Annotated in this window: 13 protein-coding genes and 1 pseudogene; 10 read left to right on the top strand and 4 right to left on the bottom strand. The window is 44.6% G+C overall.

Annotation, left to right across the window (positions count from 1 at the left end; genetic code table 11):
- Positions 1 to 4 precede the first annotated feature (4 nt).
- Positions 5 to 832 carry a 4'-phosphopantetheinyl transferase superfamily protein gene (locus tag AB4185_RS07095; protein ID WP_108180581.1) on the top strand — a complete coding sequence of 276 codons (828 nt, stop codon included), beginning with the start codon at positions 5 to 7 and terminating at the stop codon, positions 830 to 832.
- A gap of 20 nt (positions 833 to 852) precedes the next feature.
- On the opposite strand, the gene AB4185_RS07090 is transcribed toward AB4185_RS07095, so the two are convergent.
- Positions 853 to 1260 carry a thioesterase family protein gene (locus tag AB4185_RS07090; protein ID WP_004736070.1) on the bottom strand — a complete coding sequence of 136 codons (408 nt, stop codon included), beginning with the start codon at positions 1258 to 1260 and terminating at the stop codon, positions 853 to 855.
- Between the two features lie 346 nt (positions 1261 to 1606).
- Between AB4185_RS07090 and AB4185_RS07085 the strand changes: the two genes are divergently transcribed.
- The 3 genes from AB4185_RS07085 (at position 1607) to AB4185_RS07075 (ending at position 4786) form a co-directional block, all read left to right on the top strand.
- Positions 1607 to 2602: a TRAP transporter substrate-binding protein gene (locus tag AB4185_RS07085; RefSeq protein ID WP_016788636.1), complete on the top strand. Its 996-nt coding sequence runs from the start codon at positions 1607 to 1609 to the stop codon at positions 2600 to 2602.
- 64 nt (positions 2603 to 2666) lie between these two features.
- Positions 2667 to 3422 (top strand): TRAP transporter small permease, encoded by a 756-nt coding sequence (locus tag AB4185_RS07080; RefSeq protein ID WP_029235189.1) that lies wholly within the window; start codon positions 2667 to 2669, stop codon positions 3420 to 3422.
- A gap of 2 nt (positions 3423 to 3424) precedes the next feature.
- Entirely contained in the window at positions 3425 to 4786 is a 1362-nt protein-coding gene (locus tag AB4185_RS07075; protein WP_017060625.1) for a TRAP transporter large permease, read from the top strand.
- 54 nt (positions 4787 to 4840) lie between these two features.
- Here AB4185_RS07075 and AB4185_RS07070 read toward each other — a convergent pair whose 3' ends face one another.
- The 3 genes from AB4185_RS07070 to AB4185_RS07060 all read right to left on the bottom strand — a co-directional run bounded on the left by AB4185_RS07070 (position 4841) and on the right by AB4185_RS07060 (position 8292).
- The gene (locus AB4185_RS07070; protein ID WP_017060624.1) at positions 4841 to 5014 is read right to left on the bottom strand and encodes a hypothetical protein; all 174 of its coding nucleotides are present in this window, start codon (positions 5012 to 5014) and stop codon (positions 4841 to 4843) included.
- Positions 5015 to 5092: 78 nt separating this feature from the next.
- Complete coding sequence (locus AB4185_RS07065) at positions 5093 to 6442, bottom strand: sigma-54 dependent transcriptional regulator (RefSeq protein ID WP_102429104.1); 1350 nt, start codon at positions 6440 to 6442, stop codon at positions 5093 to 5095.
- Between the two features lie 29 nt (positions 6443 to 6471).
- On the bottom strand, positions 6472 to 8292 hold the full coding sequence (locus AB4185_RS07060) for an ATP-binding protein (protein WP_102429105.1): 1821 nt from the start codon (positions 8290 to 8292) through the stop codon (positions 6472 to 6474).
- 163 nt (positions 8293 to 8455) lie between these two features.
- On the opposite strand from AB4185_RS07060, the pseudogene AB4185_RS07055 reads away from it, so the two are divergent.
- The 6 genes and pseudogenes from AB4185_RS07055 to AB4185_RS07030 form a co-directional block, all read left to right on the top strand.
- A pseudogene (locus tag AB4185_RS07055) lies at positions 8456 to 8638 on the top strand (hypothetical protein); the annotation flags it as partial.
- 294 nt (positions 8639 to 8932) lie between these two features.
- A complete protein-coding gene (tig, locus tag AB4185_RS07050) occupies positions 8933 to 10231 on the top strand; it encodes a trigger factor (protein ID WP_017065881.1) in 1299 nt (432 codons plus the stop codon).
- A gap of 105 nt (positions 10232 to 10336) precedes the next feature.
- Positions 10337 to 10963 carry an ATP-dependent Clp endopeptidase proteolytic subunit ClpP gene (gene clpP, locus AB4185_RS07045; protein ID WP_004736080.1) on the top strand — a complete coding sequence of 209 codons (627 nt, stop codon included), beginning with the start codon at positions 10337 to 10339 and terminating at the stop codon, positions 10961 to 10963.
- 81 nt (positions 10964 to 11044) lie between these two features.
- Positions 11045 to 12325 (top strand): ATP-dependent protease ATP-binding subunit ClpX, encoded by a 1281-nt coding sequence (clpX, locus tag AB4185_RS07040; protein WP_009847283.1) that lies wholly within the window; start codon positions 11045 to 11047, stop codon positions 12323 to 12325.
- A 132-nt stretch (positions 12326 to 12457) separates the two neighbouring features.
- Positions 12458 to 14809 (top strand): endopeptidase La, encoded by a 2352-nt coding sequence (gene lon, locus AB4185_RS07035; protein ID WP_017060619.1) that lies wholly within the window; start codon positions 12458 to 12460, stop codon positions 14807 to 14809.
- Between the two features lie 168 nt (positions 14810 to 14977).
- A complete protein-coding gene (locus tag AB4185_RS07030; RefSeq protein ID WP_012604504.1) occupies positions 14978 to 15271 on the top strand; it encodes an HU family DNA-binding protein in 294 nt (97 codons plus the stop codon).
- Positions 15272 to 15419 lie beyond the last annotated feature (148 nt).

Genomic DNA, 15419 nt, shown 5'->3' with positions numbered 1-15419 from the left:
TAAATTGGAAAATCCAATCGTTGATTTGTGGCTATGTTCTTTGAGTAATTTGCGTGATGATGTAGGCAGTAAGTCACACCTCAAACAGACACTCACAGCTGATGAAATAGCGAAGGTCGAGCGGTATCGAATGCCCTCATCTCAAGTTCAAGCCCTATATGTTCGCAACTACCTAAGAAAGGTGTTGTCTAGCTATTCTGATTTAATGCCCGAAGCGTGGTGCTTTGAATATGGCGAGAAAGGAAAGCCCAGTTTAGTCGCCGAACAGCAACTCATGACGGGGTTAAACTTCAATATCAGTCATAGCAAAGAACATTTGTTGATTGCAGTTTGCCAACGAGAAGGGAAGCCAGTCCAACTGGGTGTCGATATCGAACATGCAAGAAGCTCGACCAATATCGACTCGATCATGAAGCACTATTTTTCAGATAAAGAATTGGCGGATTTACTTGAACTTAGTAAAGAGCTGCAGAGAGAGCGTTTTTTCGATCTTTGGGCGCTGAAGGAGTCGTACATCAAAGCGACGGGCAAGGGGCTGGCCACATCGTTGCGAAGCTTTTCGTTCGAATTTTCCAATCTGACGGAGCAAACATTGTCAATTCACGCTTCGGGTTTTCAACCAAACTTGCAGGATGAAATTAGATTGCATGGTGAAATCAGCATATACAGTGGAGTTGGGTTGGATGTTACTGAGCAAACCGATAGTTCTGCAGATTGGCAATGTTGCTTGGGGAGGTTGGATGAGAAGTATCGCTTTGCTGTTACGCTTGGTGGGGCGAGTCTGCCAATGCAATTAGAGATGAGAACCTTTTCGTCGTCTCATCTCTTTTAAGCTGGTTTGGTGAGACGAAGTTAGCTCGTTTCGCCAAGCATCGCTTTTAATACTTCTGCGGGTACAGGCTGAAGTTGTTTGTCTTTATCTAGGCAAACCATCTCGATATCACCAATCACGGCAGGTTTGGTTGCATCTTTACGCCATACCTCTTGTCGCCATAAGGTTTTGTATTTGCCATCGAGCTCAAAAGAGGTTCGGATATCGCAGATCTCTGCGAACTCAACGCCGTCTTGAAAGGTCATATTGGCTTTATAGACCGCAAACCCCAGTCCATGTTCATTCCACAACTCTGCCAGTTTATCGCTGCCCAACACATGCTCGCGCGCACGCTCAAAGTATTTAAGAAAGTTAGGGTGATAAACCACACCTGAGTGATCGGTATCTTCGTAGTAAATCTGTACTGGGTGATGGTAGATCTGACTCATGGGTAGCAACTCTTGGTAAGTAGTGGGACAGTAAATCTGGCTAAGTTGTGCAGCACTCTACAGGATAGGTCGAAATTACTTCAAGGCATCATCGGTAATGTGGCTTTTGGTCAGACCTCATTCATTACTATTACATTGGTCAGCTTCCACCCATTTACAAATATTCTATGTGTCATTTTCCACCCATTAATTTTTGTAGCGAGTTAGCGGCAACTGCAGGCAGATCTGATGAAGCCTTGCGGTTAAAGGCTTGTTAATGGATTGTGTCAATGTGGCGCGCTAATTGCCTTAGTGAAAGCACGCAGTTCCCATTGAAGGGCTGCTTTGTTTACTAAGGAGAATAATAATGTTTAAGCCTCTTACCCTGCTGTCTGTATCTGCTCTGGCGCTCACAAGTTTTAATGCTGCTGCAAACTGTGACCCTGGTGAAATCGTGATTAAATTCAGTCATGTAACCAATACCGATAAGCACCCGAAAGGCATCGCCGCTTCTTTACTGGAAGAGCGAGTAAACACAGAAATGAATGGAAAAGCTTGTATGCAAGTTTTCCCTAACTCAACACTTTACGATGATAATAAGGTACTGGAAGCCCTGTTAAATGGTGATGTTCAAATGGCGGCGCCATCGCTGTCAAAATTTGAGAAGTTCACTAAGAAATACCGCATTTTTGACCTTCCTTTCCTATTTGAAGACGTAGAAGCCGTTGACCGTTTCCAAAACTCAGAATCTGGTGAAAAGCTGAAGAACGCGATGAAGCGTCGTGGCCTGCAAGGTCTTGCGTTTTGGCACAATGGCATGAAACAGATGTCGGCGAACAAACCTCTTATCAGCCCTGAAGATGCAAAAGGTTTGAAATTCCGTGTTCAAGCATCGGATGTATTGGTGGCTCAGTTTGAACAACTAGGCGCTAACCCACAGAAGATGTCTTTCAAAGAAGTGTACGGTGGCTTGCAAACTAAAGTTATCGATGGTCAAGAGAACACATGGTCAAACATCTACGGTAAGAAGTTCTTTGAAGTACAAGACGGCGTGACCGAAACTAATCACGGTATCTTGGATTACCTAGTTGTAACGTCAAACGACTTCTGGAAAGACCTACCTGAAGATGTACGCACACAGCTTGGCACTATCGTTCAAGAAGTGTCTGAGACGCGTAACGCAGAATCTTCAAAAGTTAACCTAGCGAACAAAAACAACATCATCGAAGCGGGTGGTGAGGTTCGTACACTTACGCCTGAACAGCGTGAAGCATGGGTAGCTGCACTTCAACCAGTATGGAAGAAGTTTGAAAAAGACATCGGTTCAGACCTTATCGATGCAGCGTTAGCTTCAAACCAATAACACCGCTAAGGGAGTGGCGAGTATTCGTCACTCCTTATTAAAACAATTATAAGCGGAGTCAATTATGGAAAAGCCTCAAATGGAACAACCAAATTCTAGCGAATCAGCACTGGAAACCTCTCTTTTTTCCAAAGTCGGAAGAGTTACGGATGTGATTGAAGAGTCACTAATCGCATTTTTCCTTGGCGCAATGACGCTACTTACTTTTGCCAACGTGGTATTTCGATACGCATTCAATGACAACATCTTATGGGCACTGGAACTGACCGTGTTCATGTTTGCTTGGATGGTGTTAGTGGGCGCATCTTATGGCGTTAAAAAACACTTCCACATTGGTGTTGATGTGATCATCAACCTTGCCCCAGAAAAGCTACGCAAAGTGTATGCGCTCATCGCCGTGACAAGCTGCCTAGCATTTTCAATCTTACTTCTTATCGGTTCTTGGAATTATTGGTACCCATTCGCGACCGATCGCGCATGGTACGAGACCGACGATATTCCAATGCCAGAGATGCTTCAGTTTCTTGCTGACTGGCTGAATGAAGGCGAGCGATACGAGAAACTGCCACGTTTTATTCCTTATATGGCGCTGCCGATTGGTATGGCAATGCTAACGTTCCGTTTTGCTCAAGTTGCTTACCAAGTCGTCACAGGCAAGCTTGACCGCATGATTGCAGGACACGAAGCCGAAGAAGAGCTGGATGCGCTGAAAGCAGACGTGCTAGCGGGCCCTGACGAAGATGCAACAGCGGTATTGAATTCGACTCCGCAGAACAAAGCGAATGAGTCGAGTACAAAATCTAACGGTAAGGAAGACTAATCATGGCAATGTTATTTCTATTTTTAATGGTAATTGCTTTCATGTTGGTCGGTGTACCAATTGCAATTTCCCTCGGTTTATCGAGCGTAATATTCTTATTGATGCACTCAGATGCGTCATTAGCTTCAGTCGCACAAACGCTGTTTAATGCATTTGCAGGCCACTACACACTCTTAGCGATTCCTTTCTTTATTTTGGCCTCTAGCTTCATGTCTACTGGTGGCGTGGCGAAACGTATTATCCGTTTTGCTATCGCGATGGTAGGTTGGTTCCGCGGCGGCTTGGCGATGGCGTCGGTTGTGGCATGTATGATGTTCGCAGCCCTTTCTGGTTCATCTCCTGCAACGGTAGTGGCGATCGGTAGTATCGTTATCGCAGGTATGATCAAAAACGGTTACTCAAAAGAGTTCGCGGCAGGGGTTATCTGTAACGCGGGTACTTTGGGTATCTTGATTCCGCCGTCCATCGTGATGGTGGTTTACGCGGCTGCGACCGATGTATCGGTAGGTCGTATGTTCTTAGGTGGCGTTATTCCTGGTTTGCTGGCGGGTGTGATGTTGATGATTGCTATCTACATCGCAGCACGTATTAAGAAGATTCCGGCACAGCCATTTGTGGGCTGGGGCGAGATGTTCGCAGCTGCGAAAGATGCGAGCTGGGGCTTGCTGCTGATTGTCATCATTCTAGGTGGTATCTACGGCGGCATCTTTACTCCGACAGAAGCGGCGGCAGTGGCTGCGGTGTATGCCTTCTTCATTGCCAACTTTATCTATAAAGATATGGGGCCTTTCGCTGACAAGAACAATACAAAGCCTGCTTTGGTTAAGGTGTTCCAAACGTTTTTCCATAAAGACACCAAAGACACACTTTACGATGCAGGCAAGCTGACGATCATGCTGCTGTTTATCATTGCCAATGCTCTGATTCTTAAGCATGTACTGACCGAAGAACGCATTCCTCAAATGATCACTGAGTCTATGCTATCTGCGGGCTTGGGTCCGATCACCTTTTTGATTGTAGTAAACGTTTTACTCTTGATTGGTGGGCAGTTCATGGAGCCATCAGGCTTGCTGATCATCGTTGCTCCTTTGGTATTCCCAATTGCAATTGCGCTCGGTATCGACCCAATTCACCTAGGTATCATGATGGTGGTGAACATGGAGATAGGGATGATAACGCCGCCTGTCGGGCTCAATTTGTTTGTGACCGCAGGTGTCGCGAAGATGTCGATGATGAACGTGGTAAAAGCCGCATTGCCGTGGGTTGGGGTGATGTTCTTATTCCTGATTATCGTCACTTACGTACCTTGGGTATCAACATGGTTACCAACCACCTTGATGGGACCAGAGATCATAACCAAGTAGCTATTTGAGTCATTCACTGACATGGAATTTAATCCATAAAAAATGAGGAGGTCGCTAGACCTCCTCATCTATATTTCTGCCACGATTTGAATGAGGCTTTATCTGCTCATACAAAGCGCGTTTTGCCTCTAATTCTGGCGTGTGTAGATCGACATGATTGTCAGCATAAAAAATACCATCTATCTCGAAAGTATCGGTAATCGATGGCACTTTTGTTTTCTCACCCATAACCACTTCCTTATTATATTTATTGCATAACATCCTGTTGTCGAAATAAGTATAGGTGATCTTGCTCCCAAATCTAATTTAGTTTGGTTCTACCTTATAAGATTCTTTCGTTAGCTGGTGCTTTTGCATCTTATCGTAGAGGGTTTTCCTCGGTAATTGCAGCCTCTCCATGGTCTCTTTTATACTGCCATTGCATTCAATAAGTGCCTGCTTCAACGTATTTTTTTCAAAGTCAGATACCAATTCTGCCAAAGACAGTTCTTGAGTAGTTTCAGTGGCGCTGTCTGATAAGTGAGAAAGCTTACCTAAAAGTACAAAACGCTCTGCAGTATTACGTAATTCTCGAACATTTCCCGGCCAATCATGAGCCAAAAGTGCGTGCAGCTCCTTTTGTGGAAGGGCAGGGGCAGTCTTGCCATAACGCGCCGCAGCGACCAGTAGGAAGTGGTGGAAGAGTGCTGGGATATCTTCTTGTCGGCTTCTTAACGGCGGTAAATCTAAGGTCACAACATTGAGTCGATAATAGAGGTCTTGGCGGAAAGTGCCTTCTTCAGCGGCTTTCTTTAGGTCGACTTTAGTTGCCGCAATCACTCGAATGTCTAGAGGGACTAAACCATTAGACCCAACCCTTTCGATGACGCGTTCTTGCAAGACGCGCAACAGGCGAATTTGTGCCTGCATTGGCATGGACTCAATTTCATCTAAGAATAGAGTTCCGCCCTGAGCAAATTCAAATTTACCGACACGTTTGCTTTCTGCGCCAGTGAATGCCCCTTTCTCATGGCCATACAGTTCACTCTCAATCAGATTTTCAGGTACTGCGCCGCAGTTGACTGCGACGAAGTTTTGTTCTCGCCTGCTGCTTTGTTCATGCAGAGAGCGTGCAACTAATTCTTTGCCAGTGCCTGTTTCGCCAAATAGCAATATGTCGGCATTGGTATCGGCAACGTGAGTGATGATAGACCGCAGCTCCGTCATTGATTGCGTGTCACCAATGATCCTTGGACCAAGTGCTTGGCTGGCTTTAAGTGAACGTTTTAACTCAAGGTTCTCGAGGGTGAGCTGACGTTTTTCTATCGCTCGCTTAGTGGTTTCGACTAGGCGTTCATTAGCGAAAGGTTTTTCAATGAAGTCATAGGCGCCGTATTGGATGGCTTGAACGGCCATTGAAATATCGCCGTGACCAGTAATCATGATCACAGGGATCTCTTTGTCTTTGTGCATTACGGTGTTGAGCAGATCATGCCCGGATAGACCCGGTAAACAGATATCAGTGATGATCACGTGAGGTAAGCCGTTTTCTTGAATCGCGAGCAGAGCAGACTCCGCGTCGGGAAAGAATTCGGCATCAATGTTGGCGAGCTCGAAGCTCTGTTCTATCGCCATTCTTAGGTCGGATTCATCATCAATGAAATAGACGTGACACATAGTGATTCCTTTACTTCTTTGTATTCTGGTTATTGCTGAGTTTTTGCTTGCTGTTCTTGTTCAACAAGGGGCAGCTCTATGCTGAATCGAGCACCGCCTTGAGGGCTACTACCGGTAACGAGCTTGCCATTTATTCCGCTGATTATTTGTTGAGAAATCGATAGTCCAAGTCCAAGTCCGTTTTTCTTGGTGGTATGAAAGGGTTCAAAAAAGTTTCCGTTCGAAGGGGAGGTGAAGCCGGGGCCGTTATCATCGACATGAATCAACAAGGTATTGGCCTGTTGATGGTCGGACTCTCTAATCTCTAACAGAATAGCTAATTGTTTGTCATCTTGTTGTTCCACCGCCTGAATCGCGTTGGTCAGCAGGTTAATGATCACCTGTTCCAGTTGAATGGCGTTGGCGAGCACGCAAGCATCAAAGGTCTCAGGGAGTTCGTTGACCTTAACTCGCTCGCTCTTGAGTTGTGGCTTCATCAGCTCTTTCGATGAATGTAAAACTGGGAGTATTTGTAAGGTGTGTAGCTCTTCCGCAGTAGATTTTTTGGCGAACGAGCGAAGCTGGTGGCTGATTTTCGCCATACGATCAGTGAGTGCCGAGATTCGCGATAGATTGTCATCGACACGATCGGTTTTTTCTTTGGCAAGAAACAATCGGCCGTTGTCGGCATAACTGCGAATCGCGGCAAGCGGGTTATTCAGTTCGTGACTGATGCTCGCTGACATCTGCCCTAGCACTGCTAGTTTGGCGGCTTGGATGAGCTCGTCTTGGGTTTGCCTCAGAACATGCTCGGTTTCGATACGGTGTTTGATCTCAACATGTAACTCCGATGTACGTTCAAGCACTTGAAATTCGAGTTTTTGCTTGGCTTCGGATTGCAGCCTGTCTATCTGTGCTCGTCTTTGTTGTCTATGGTGGTTGAGCTGCATTGTTAGATAAATAATCGCAAAGATTAGGCTCAAAACAACAAGGTAAGCAACCAAGTCCCACCAAACTAAGTGGGTTGGAGAAAATACCCGTATGGTGAGTCTTGGTTCGGCTAGGAAACGCGAAGAACTAAAGAACTGCTCTTGGACGAGTTTGTGTGGCGACTCAATACGACTGGTGGCACTGTCTAAATCGCCGGAGAAGTGCAGGCTTTCTATTTTTGTATCGAGATACTGCCTGCTTTCTTGAATTCGAGTGTGTTGTACTTCGCTTAGCGGCTGAAGGCTTTTGAACAGCCACTCAGGGTTACTCGACATAAATACAATTTGATCTTTATCGTCAGCAACAAAAAAACTCTGTTTGCCTTTCCAACTTGCTTCAATCAGCGATAAATCCATCTTTACGACAATGACGCCAATAATCTCGGCGGCATAGGAGACGGGGTAAGAATAATAATAGCCTCGCTTTCCAGAGGTTGAACCTAGCGCAAAATATTGATTTTCATTGCCAATAATCGCTTCTTGAAAGTAGGGGCGGAAAGCAAAGTTACGACGAATAAAAGAACGCGGTTGATTCCAGTTACTGGCTGCAATGGTGGTGCCGATACTGTCTAGTAGGTAGGTGTCGGATGCTTGAATCACCGAGTTTACGTGCTCTAGATAACGATTAGTGAGTTCGATTTGCGCAGAGTTACTTGGAGAGTGCAGGGCATCGACCAGCTCTTTGTCTTTTGAAAGCAGCTCGGGAATGTGCGCGAACTTATCCAATTGGCTTGAAATATGAACAGAAAAGCGGTCCAGCTTAGATTGATGATCATTTAACAAACTTTCATGGCTCGTGCTCCACACCCAATGACCGCCAAACACCATCAGTAAACTGTATGTGACCATTAACAGTATTGGGATTTTAAAAGCTTGAAACATGAAGGCTCTCCGCTGATTTCTTTGGTAAACAATCAAGCCTGTCTTCTCTCGTTTATGGTAGCAAATAGCGGTAGTTTTTGCTGAAAGCAGAGAGTGAACAGATGGATGTAGGTTAAGGGTTTGTAACGGGGATTGTTGAAAAAGTTATCGACTCTGAGGGGTAAAACAAGAGCAAGATCTCTTTTTAAGGTTTTTAGCAAAAAAAGCCCTCGATTCCCTTGAAAAAGTCGCTATTGTCCCCATTTCTGTTGTGCTAAGTGATGATTTGATCGTTTTTGTATCACTTAGTTGGACGAATTTAGAGCATTCATCATCATGCAGAGGTGAACGGCTCGACAGAGATTAAACAGATCGCTAGAATGTCGCGTCTAAAATTTCTGTCCTGAGGCTAATCGGAGATACCTTTCTTGTTTCTGAAAACAAGCTTTATTGCGTTTTAATCGACGTGTGAAGAACGAAGATATCGCTGATTAGTCTGGTGTTTGGTTGAATAATCAATTCAGACATCAATGCTCGATTTTAAATTAGGTGTTCGGATAGAGCACTACACAAGGATGCAGCCAACAACGTCTGCTTTTGAATTAAAGCTAAGTTACGGCTCATATGCTCAGATTACTGAGCCAGTTTTGAGGTTTATATAATGCAAGTTACTGTTGAAACGCTAGAAGGCCTAGAGCGCCGTCTTAATATTACTGTTCCTGCTGCTAACATCGAAGATGCAGTTACAGCTGAACTACGCAACATCGCGAAAAACCGTCGTTTCGATGGTTTCCGTAAAGGCAAAGTGCCAATGAAGATGGTTGCTAAAATGTACGGCAAAGCAGTACGTCAAGACGTGATGGGCGAAGTAATGCAACGTCACTTCATCGAAGCGATCGTTAAAGAGAAAATCAACCCAGCTGGCGCACCTACTTTCGCACCAGTTGAAAACAACGAAGGCGCTGACCTAGTATTCAACGCAACTTTTGAAGTTTACCCAGAAGTTGAGCTGAAAGGTCTAGAAAACATCACTGTTGAGAAACCAGCAGTAGAAGTTAAAGAAGCTGACGTTGAAGAGATGATCGAAACTCTACGTAAGCAACAAGCAACTTGGACTGAAGTTGAAGCTGCTGCTGACGCTGGTTCTCGTGCAACTATCGACTTCGTTGGTTCTATCGACGGTGAAGAGTTTGAAGGCGGCAAAGCTGAGAACTTCCCACTAGAGATGGGCGCTGGTCGCATGATCCCTGGCTTCGAAGACGGTATCGTTGGTAAAACAGCAGGTATGGAATTCGAAATCGACGTAAACTTCCCAGAAGATTACCACGCTGAAAACCTAAAAGGTAAAGCAGCTAAGTTCTCTATCAAGCTGAACAAAGTTGAAGCTCGTGAACTTCCAGAACTAAACGAAGAATTCGTTGCTAAGTTCGGCGCAACTGACGGCGTTGAAGGTCTTAAAGCTGAAGTTCGTAAGAACATGGAGCGTGAGCTTAAGCAAGCTGTTAAGAACCGCATCAAAGAGCAAGCTATCGACGGTCTAGTTAACGAAAACAACATCGACGTACCTTCTGCTCTAATCGATCAAGAGATCGGTGTTCTACGTCAACAAGCTGCTCAACGTTTCGGTGGCAACACTGAAGCTGCTGACCAACTTCCACGTGAGCTGTTCGAAGAGCAAGCTAAACGTCGCGTAGTTGTAGGTCTTCTACTTGGTGAAGTAATCAAGACTGAAGAGCTAAAAGCTGACGACGAGAAAGTTAAAGCTATCATCGAAGAGATGGCTACAGCATACGAAGATCCAACAGAAGTTATTGCTTACTACGAGCAAAACGAGCAAATGATGAACAACATGCGCAACGTTGCTCTAGAAGAGCAAGCTATTGATGCAATCATCGCTAAAGCTCAAGTTTCTGATAAAGAAGTTAGCTTCAACGAGCTAATGAATCAGCAACCTGCTTAATATAGTAATATCTGACGTAGAAGGTTGACGTACGGTCAACAATTCTGCTAACAATGGTCCGTATGATTTAATCATTCGGGCCATTTATTTTAGGGACATAAGAATATGAGCTACCAAGAAAAAAATACAATGCCATCGATTATGGACGCACTAGTTCCTATGGTGGTTGAACAGACTTCCCGTGGTGAACGTTCTTACGATATTTATTCTCGTCTATTAAAAGAACGTATCATTTTCTTAACAGGTCAAGTGGAAGACCACATGGCAAATCTTGTCGTGGCTCAACTGCTTTTCTTGGAATCAGAAAACCCAGACAAAGATATCTATCTTTACATCAACTCACCTGGCGGTAGCGTAACAGCAGGCATGTCTATCTACGACACAATGCAGTTCATCAAGCCAAACGTGAGCACAGTATGTATGGGTCAAGCTTGCTCTATGGGTGCATTCTTACTAGCGGGTGGTACTCCTGGTAAGCGTCACGTGCTTCCAAACTCACGTGTAATGATTCACCAGCCACTTGGCGGCTTCCAAGGCCAAGCGTCTGATATTCAAATTCACGCGCAAGAGATCCTAACGATCAAACAAAAGCTAAACAAACTATTGGCAGAGCACACTGGTCAGCCTCTAGAAGTTGTTGAGCGCGATACAGATCGTGATAACTTCATGTCTGCTGATCAAGCAGTAGAATACGGCTTGGTGGATTCAGTTCTTAATCACCGCGGTCAATAATTGCAGGGCAATTGTTTAACGCAAAGTGATTCAAATTGATATACACTCAAGCATAGAGAGTTAAGGCTAAGAGGTTAGCGAATGACAGATAAAAGCAAAGAGGGTGGTAGCGGTAAACTGCTTTACTGCTCTTTCTGTGGCAAAAGCCAACACGAAGTTCGCAAGTTAATCGCAGGTCCTTCTGTTTACATTTGTGATGAATGTGTCGATCTTTGTAACGACATTATTCGTGAAGAAATTAAAGATGTTCTTCCTAAGAAAGAATCGGAATCGCTGCCAACGCCGCGTGAGATTCGTGAGCATCTTGACGACTATGTAATCGGTCAAGAATACGCGAAGAAAGTGCTAGCAGTTGCAGTTTATAACCACTACAAGCGTTTACGTAATGGTGATACGACAGCTGAAGGCGTAGAGCTAGGTAAGAGTAACATTCTTCTTATCGGTCCTACTGGTAGTGGTAAAACACTACTGGCTGAAACATTGGCTCGTTTCCTAGACGTTCCTTTCACAATGGCAGACGCAACAACACTAACCGAAGCGGGTTACGTGGGCGAAGATGTTGAAAACATCATCCAGAAGTTGCTTCAGAAATGTGATTACGACGTAGCGAAAGCGGAACGCGGCATTGTTTACATCGATGAAATCGACAAGATTTCTCGTAAAGCTGAAAACCCATCAATCACGCGTGACGTGTCTGGTGAAGGTGTACAGCAAGCTCTACTAAAACTTGTTGAAGGTACAGTAGCTTCAGTTCCACCTCAAGGTGGTCGTAAGCATCCACAGCAAGAGTTCTTGCAAGTGGACACGTCTAAGATCTTATTTATCTGTGGTGGTGCGTTTGCAGGCCTAGATAAAGTGATTGAACAGCGTGTAGAAACAGGTTCAGGTATCGGCTTTGGCGCAGAAGTGCGTTCAAAAGATGAAACCAAAACTATCGGTGAATTGTTCACTCAAGTAGAACCTGAAGATCTAGTGAAATATGGTCTGATTCCAGAATTCATTGGTCGTCTACCTGTGACAACAACACTGACAGAGCTTGATGAAGAAGCGCTAATCCAAATCCTATGTGAGCCAAAGAATGCACTTACAAAACAGTACGCAGCATTATTTGAGCTTGAGGATACAGAGTTAGAATTCCGTGAAGATGCTTTACGTGCCATTGCTAAGAAAGCAATGAACCGTAAAACAGGTGCTCGTGGTCTACGTTCTATCTTGGAGGGTGTTCTACTAGAAACTATGTACGAACTGCCATCTTCAACTGATGTAAGCAAGGTTGTGATTGATGAGTCGGTAATTAATGGTGAGTCAGAACCACTATTAATTTACAGCAACTCAGATAACCAAGCAGCTGTTGCAGAGTAGGTCTTTTTTAGACAAGTCACTCAAATTGAAAAAGGAGGTAAGCAATTACCTCCTTTTTTTTATTCTTCCATTGAATCCAGTCGTTTAAGCCCCATATACTGCTTTATAAGTTAAAGCGGAAGAGAGAAATATATGAACTTGGAACGTTCCGAGCGTATCGAAATCCCCGTGCTACCTCTACGTGATGTAGTGGTTTACCCACACATGGTTATTCCATTGTTTGTTGGTCGTGAAAAATCGATTACTTGCCTTGAATCGGCAATGGAAGCTAACAAACAAGTACTACTTGTAGCGCAGAAAGAAGCGGACACTGATGAGCCTTCAATTGACGACCTATTTAAAGTAGGAACTGTCGCTACCATTCTTCAGTTACTAAAGCTCCCTGATGGTACTGTTAAAGTGCTTGTCGAAGGTCAGCAGCGTGCAAAAATTCACCAATTCAAAGAAAGTGAGTTTTTCTTAGCGGACGCAGAATACGTTGTAACCTCAGAACTTGACGAAAAAGAACAAGAAGTGGTTGTTCGCAGCGCGATCAATCAATTCGAAGGCTTTATTAAGCTGAACAAAAAGATTCCACCAGAAGTTCTAACATCTCTGAACGGTATTGATGAGGCAGCTCGCCTTGCTGATACGATTGCTGCACACATGCCACTTAAACTGGTAGACAAGCAGCACGTTCTAGAAATCTTAGATGTGACTGAACGTCTGGAATTCTTGATGGGCCAAATGGAGTCAGAAATTGACATCTTGCAAGTTGAAAAACGCATTCGTGGCCGCGTTAAGAAGCAAATGGAAAAATCTCAGCGTGAGTACTACCTGAATGAGCAAATGAAAGCGATTCAGAAAGAACTTGGCGAGATGGACGACGCTCCTGATGAATTCGAGACTCTGAAGAAGAAGATCGAAGACTCTAAGATGCCTCAAGAAGCTCGTGAAAAAACCGAGCAAGAACTGCAAAAACTGAAAATGATGTCGCCAATGTCTGCTGAAGCAACAGTAGTACGTAGCTACATTGATTGGATGGTGGGCGTTCCTTGGGCTAAGCGTTCAAAAGTGAAAAAGAATCTAGCGAAAGCGGAAGAGATCTTAAACGAAGACCACTACGGCTTAGAGCGTGTTAAAGAACGTATTCTTGAATACTTGGCAGTACAAAACCGTATCAACAAGCTAAAAGGCCCAATCCTTTGTCTTGTTGGTCCTCCTGGTGTAGGTAAAACCTCGCTAGGTCGTTCGATTGCTGCGGCAACGGGTCGTAAGTACACGCGTATGGCACTTGGTGGCGTTCGTGATGAAGCTGAGATTCGTGGTCACCGTCGTACGTACATCGGTTCACTTCCGGGTAAACTGATCCAGAAGATGTCTAAAGTTGGTGTTAAGAACCCACTGTTCCTATTAGATGAGATCGATAAGATGTCTTCTGATATGCGTGGCGACCCATCTTCAGCACTTCTAGAAGTTCTAGATCCAGAACAAAACAACGCATTTAACGATCACTACCTAGAAGTAGATTACGATCTGTCAGATGTTATGTTCGTGGCAACATCGAACTCGATGGACATTCCTGGGCCTCTACTGGACCGTATGGAAGTGATTCGTCTATCTGGTTACACAGAAGATGAGAAGCTGAACATTGCTAAGAGCCATTTACTGGACAAGCAAGTTCAACGCAACGGTCTTAAGCCTCATGAAATTGAGATTGAAGACTCTGCAATCATCGGCATCATTCGTTACTACACGCGTGAAGCGGGTGTACGTAGCCTAGAGCGTGAAATCTCAAAGATCTGTCGTAAAGCAGTGAAGAACATCTTGCTAGACAGCGATCTTAAGTCTGTAACGGTTAACATTGATAACCTGAAAGAGTACTTAGGTGTTCAACGCCACGACTTCGGTAAAGCGGATGAAAGCAACCGTATCGGTCAAGTAACAGGCCTAGCGTGGACTCAAGTGGGTGGTGATCTACTGACTATCGAGACCGAAGCAATGCCGGGCAAAGGTAAGCTAACGCAAACTGGCTCACTTGGCGACGTGATGAAAGAGTCGATTCAAGCGGCAATGACAGTGGTTCGTTCTCGTGCTGAAAAACTGGGTATCAACTCAGATTTCTACGAAAAACGTGACATTCACGTTCACGTACCAGAAGGTGCTACACCGAAAGATGGCCCGAGTGCGGGTATCGCAATGTGTACTGCACTTGTCTCTAGCTTGACGGGTAACCCGGTTAAAGCAGAGGTCGGTATGACAGGTGAAATTACCCTTCGTGGTGAAGTTTTACCTATCGGTGGCTTGAAAGAAAAACTGCTTGCTGCACACCGTGGCGGCATCAAAACTGTACTGATCCCTAAAGACAATGAGCGTGATTTGGAAGAGATTCCAGACAACGTAATCGCTGACTTGAAGGTGATCCCGGTTCAGTGGATTGATGAAGTACTCAAAGTCGCGCTAGAACGAGATCCGTCAGGGGTCGAGTTTGACGTGAAAAAATAGTGATGCATAGCAAAAATAAGTAAAGAATTACGCTGATAGGCCCGAAAAGGCTTGTCAGCGTTTTTTTTGGACGCTAAGTTATTGATCAAAGCGGCAGCCCTTTTGCAATAAGGCTTGCGGCTAAATTAAAACCAAAATGGAACGTACAGTCATCAGAAGTAGTCACAGATGACACATAGGGGAAAAACAGTGAATAAAACACAACTAGTAGAATCAATCGCAGAAAACGCAGACATCTCTAAAGCTTCAGCTGGCCGCGCTCTAGACGCATTCATCGAAGCAGTTGGCACAACGCTACAATCTGGTGACCAAGTTGCACTTGTTGGCTTTGGTACTTTCAGTGTTCGTACTCGTGCTGCTCGTACAGGTCGTAACCCAAAAACTGGTGAAGAGATCCAAATCGCAGAAGCTAAAGTACCTGGCTTCAAAGCGGGTAAAGCACTTAAAGACGCATGTAACTAATTTTCACTGCTGAAACCTCCATTTAAGAGGGGAAGGCAGTAAAATGCGTTTACTGTTTGAAAAATGATGTTTCATTCTTAAACAGTATGTGTACAAAGCACATTGAACTTATTTAAATTATGCGCATCCTACTGATGCGCATTTCTTT

It is taken from the genome of Vibrio sp. 10N.286.48.F5, from assembly GCF_041469785.1.
GTDB lineage: Bacteria > Pseudomonadota > Gammaproteobacteria > Enterobacterales > Vibrionaceae > Vibrio > Vibrio crassostreae_C.
This window is presented reverse-complemented; position numbering and strand designations above follow the sequence as displayed.

What these genes read in the sequence shown, in the direction of transcription:
- clpP (WP_004736080.1), top strand. Translation starts at nt 10,337, where the DNA reads ATGAGCTACCAAGAAAAAAATACAATGCCATCGATTATGGACGCACTA.
- AB4185_RS07075 (WP_017060625.1), top strand. Translation starts at nt 3,425, where the DNA reads ATGGCAATGTTATTTCTATTTTTAATGGTAATTGCTTTCATGTTGGTC.
- tig (WP_017065881.1), top strand. Translation starts at nt 8,933, where the DNA reads ATGCAAGTTACTGTTGAAACGCTAGAAGGCCTAGAGCGCCGTCTTAAT.
- AB4185_RS07090 (WP_004736070.1), bottom strand. Translation starts at nt 1,260, where the DNA reads ATGAGTCAGATCTACCATCACCCAGTACAGATTTACTACGAAGATACC.
- AB4185_RS07065 (WP_102429104.1), bottom strand. Translation starts at nt 6,442, where the DNA reads ATGTGTCACGTCTATTTCATTGATGATGAATCCGACCTAAGAATGGCG.
- AB4185_RS07060 (WP_102429105.1), bottom strand. Translation starts at nt 8,292, where the DNA reads ATGTTTCAAGCTTTTAAAATCCCAATACTGTTAATGGTCACATACAGT.
- AB4185_RS07080 (WP_029235189.1), top strand. Translation starts at nt 2,667, where the DNA reads ATGGAAAAGCCTCAAATGGAACAACCAAATTCTAGCGAATCAGCACTG.
- AB4185_RS07030 (WP_012604504.1), top strand. Translation starts at nt 14,978, where the DNA reads ATGACACATAGGGGAAAAACAGTGAATAAAACACAACTAGTAGAATCA.
- AB4185_RS07085 (WP_016788636.1), top strand. Translation starts at nt 1,607, where the DNA reads ATGTTTAAGCCTCTTACCCTGCTGTCTGTATCTGCTCTGGCGCTCACA.
- clpX (WP_009847283.1), top strand. Translation starts at nt 11,045, where the DNA reads ATGACAGATAAAAGCAAAGAGGGTGGTAGCGGTAAACTGCTTTACTGC.
- lon (WP_017060619.1), top strand. Translation starts at nt 12,458, where the DNA reads ATGAACTTGGAACGTTCCGAGCGTATCGAAATCCCCGTGCTACCTCTA.
- AB4185_RS07070 (WP_017060624.1), bottom strand. Translation starts at nt 5,014, where the DNA reads ATGGGTGAGAAAACAAAAGTGCCATCGATTACCGATACTTTCGAGATA.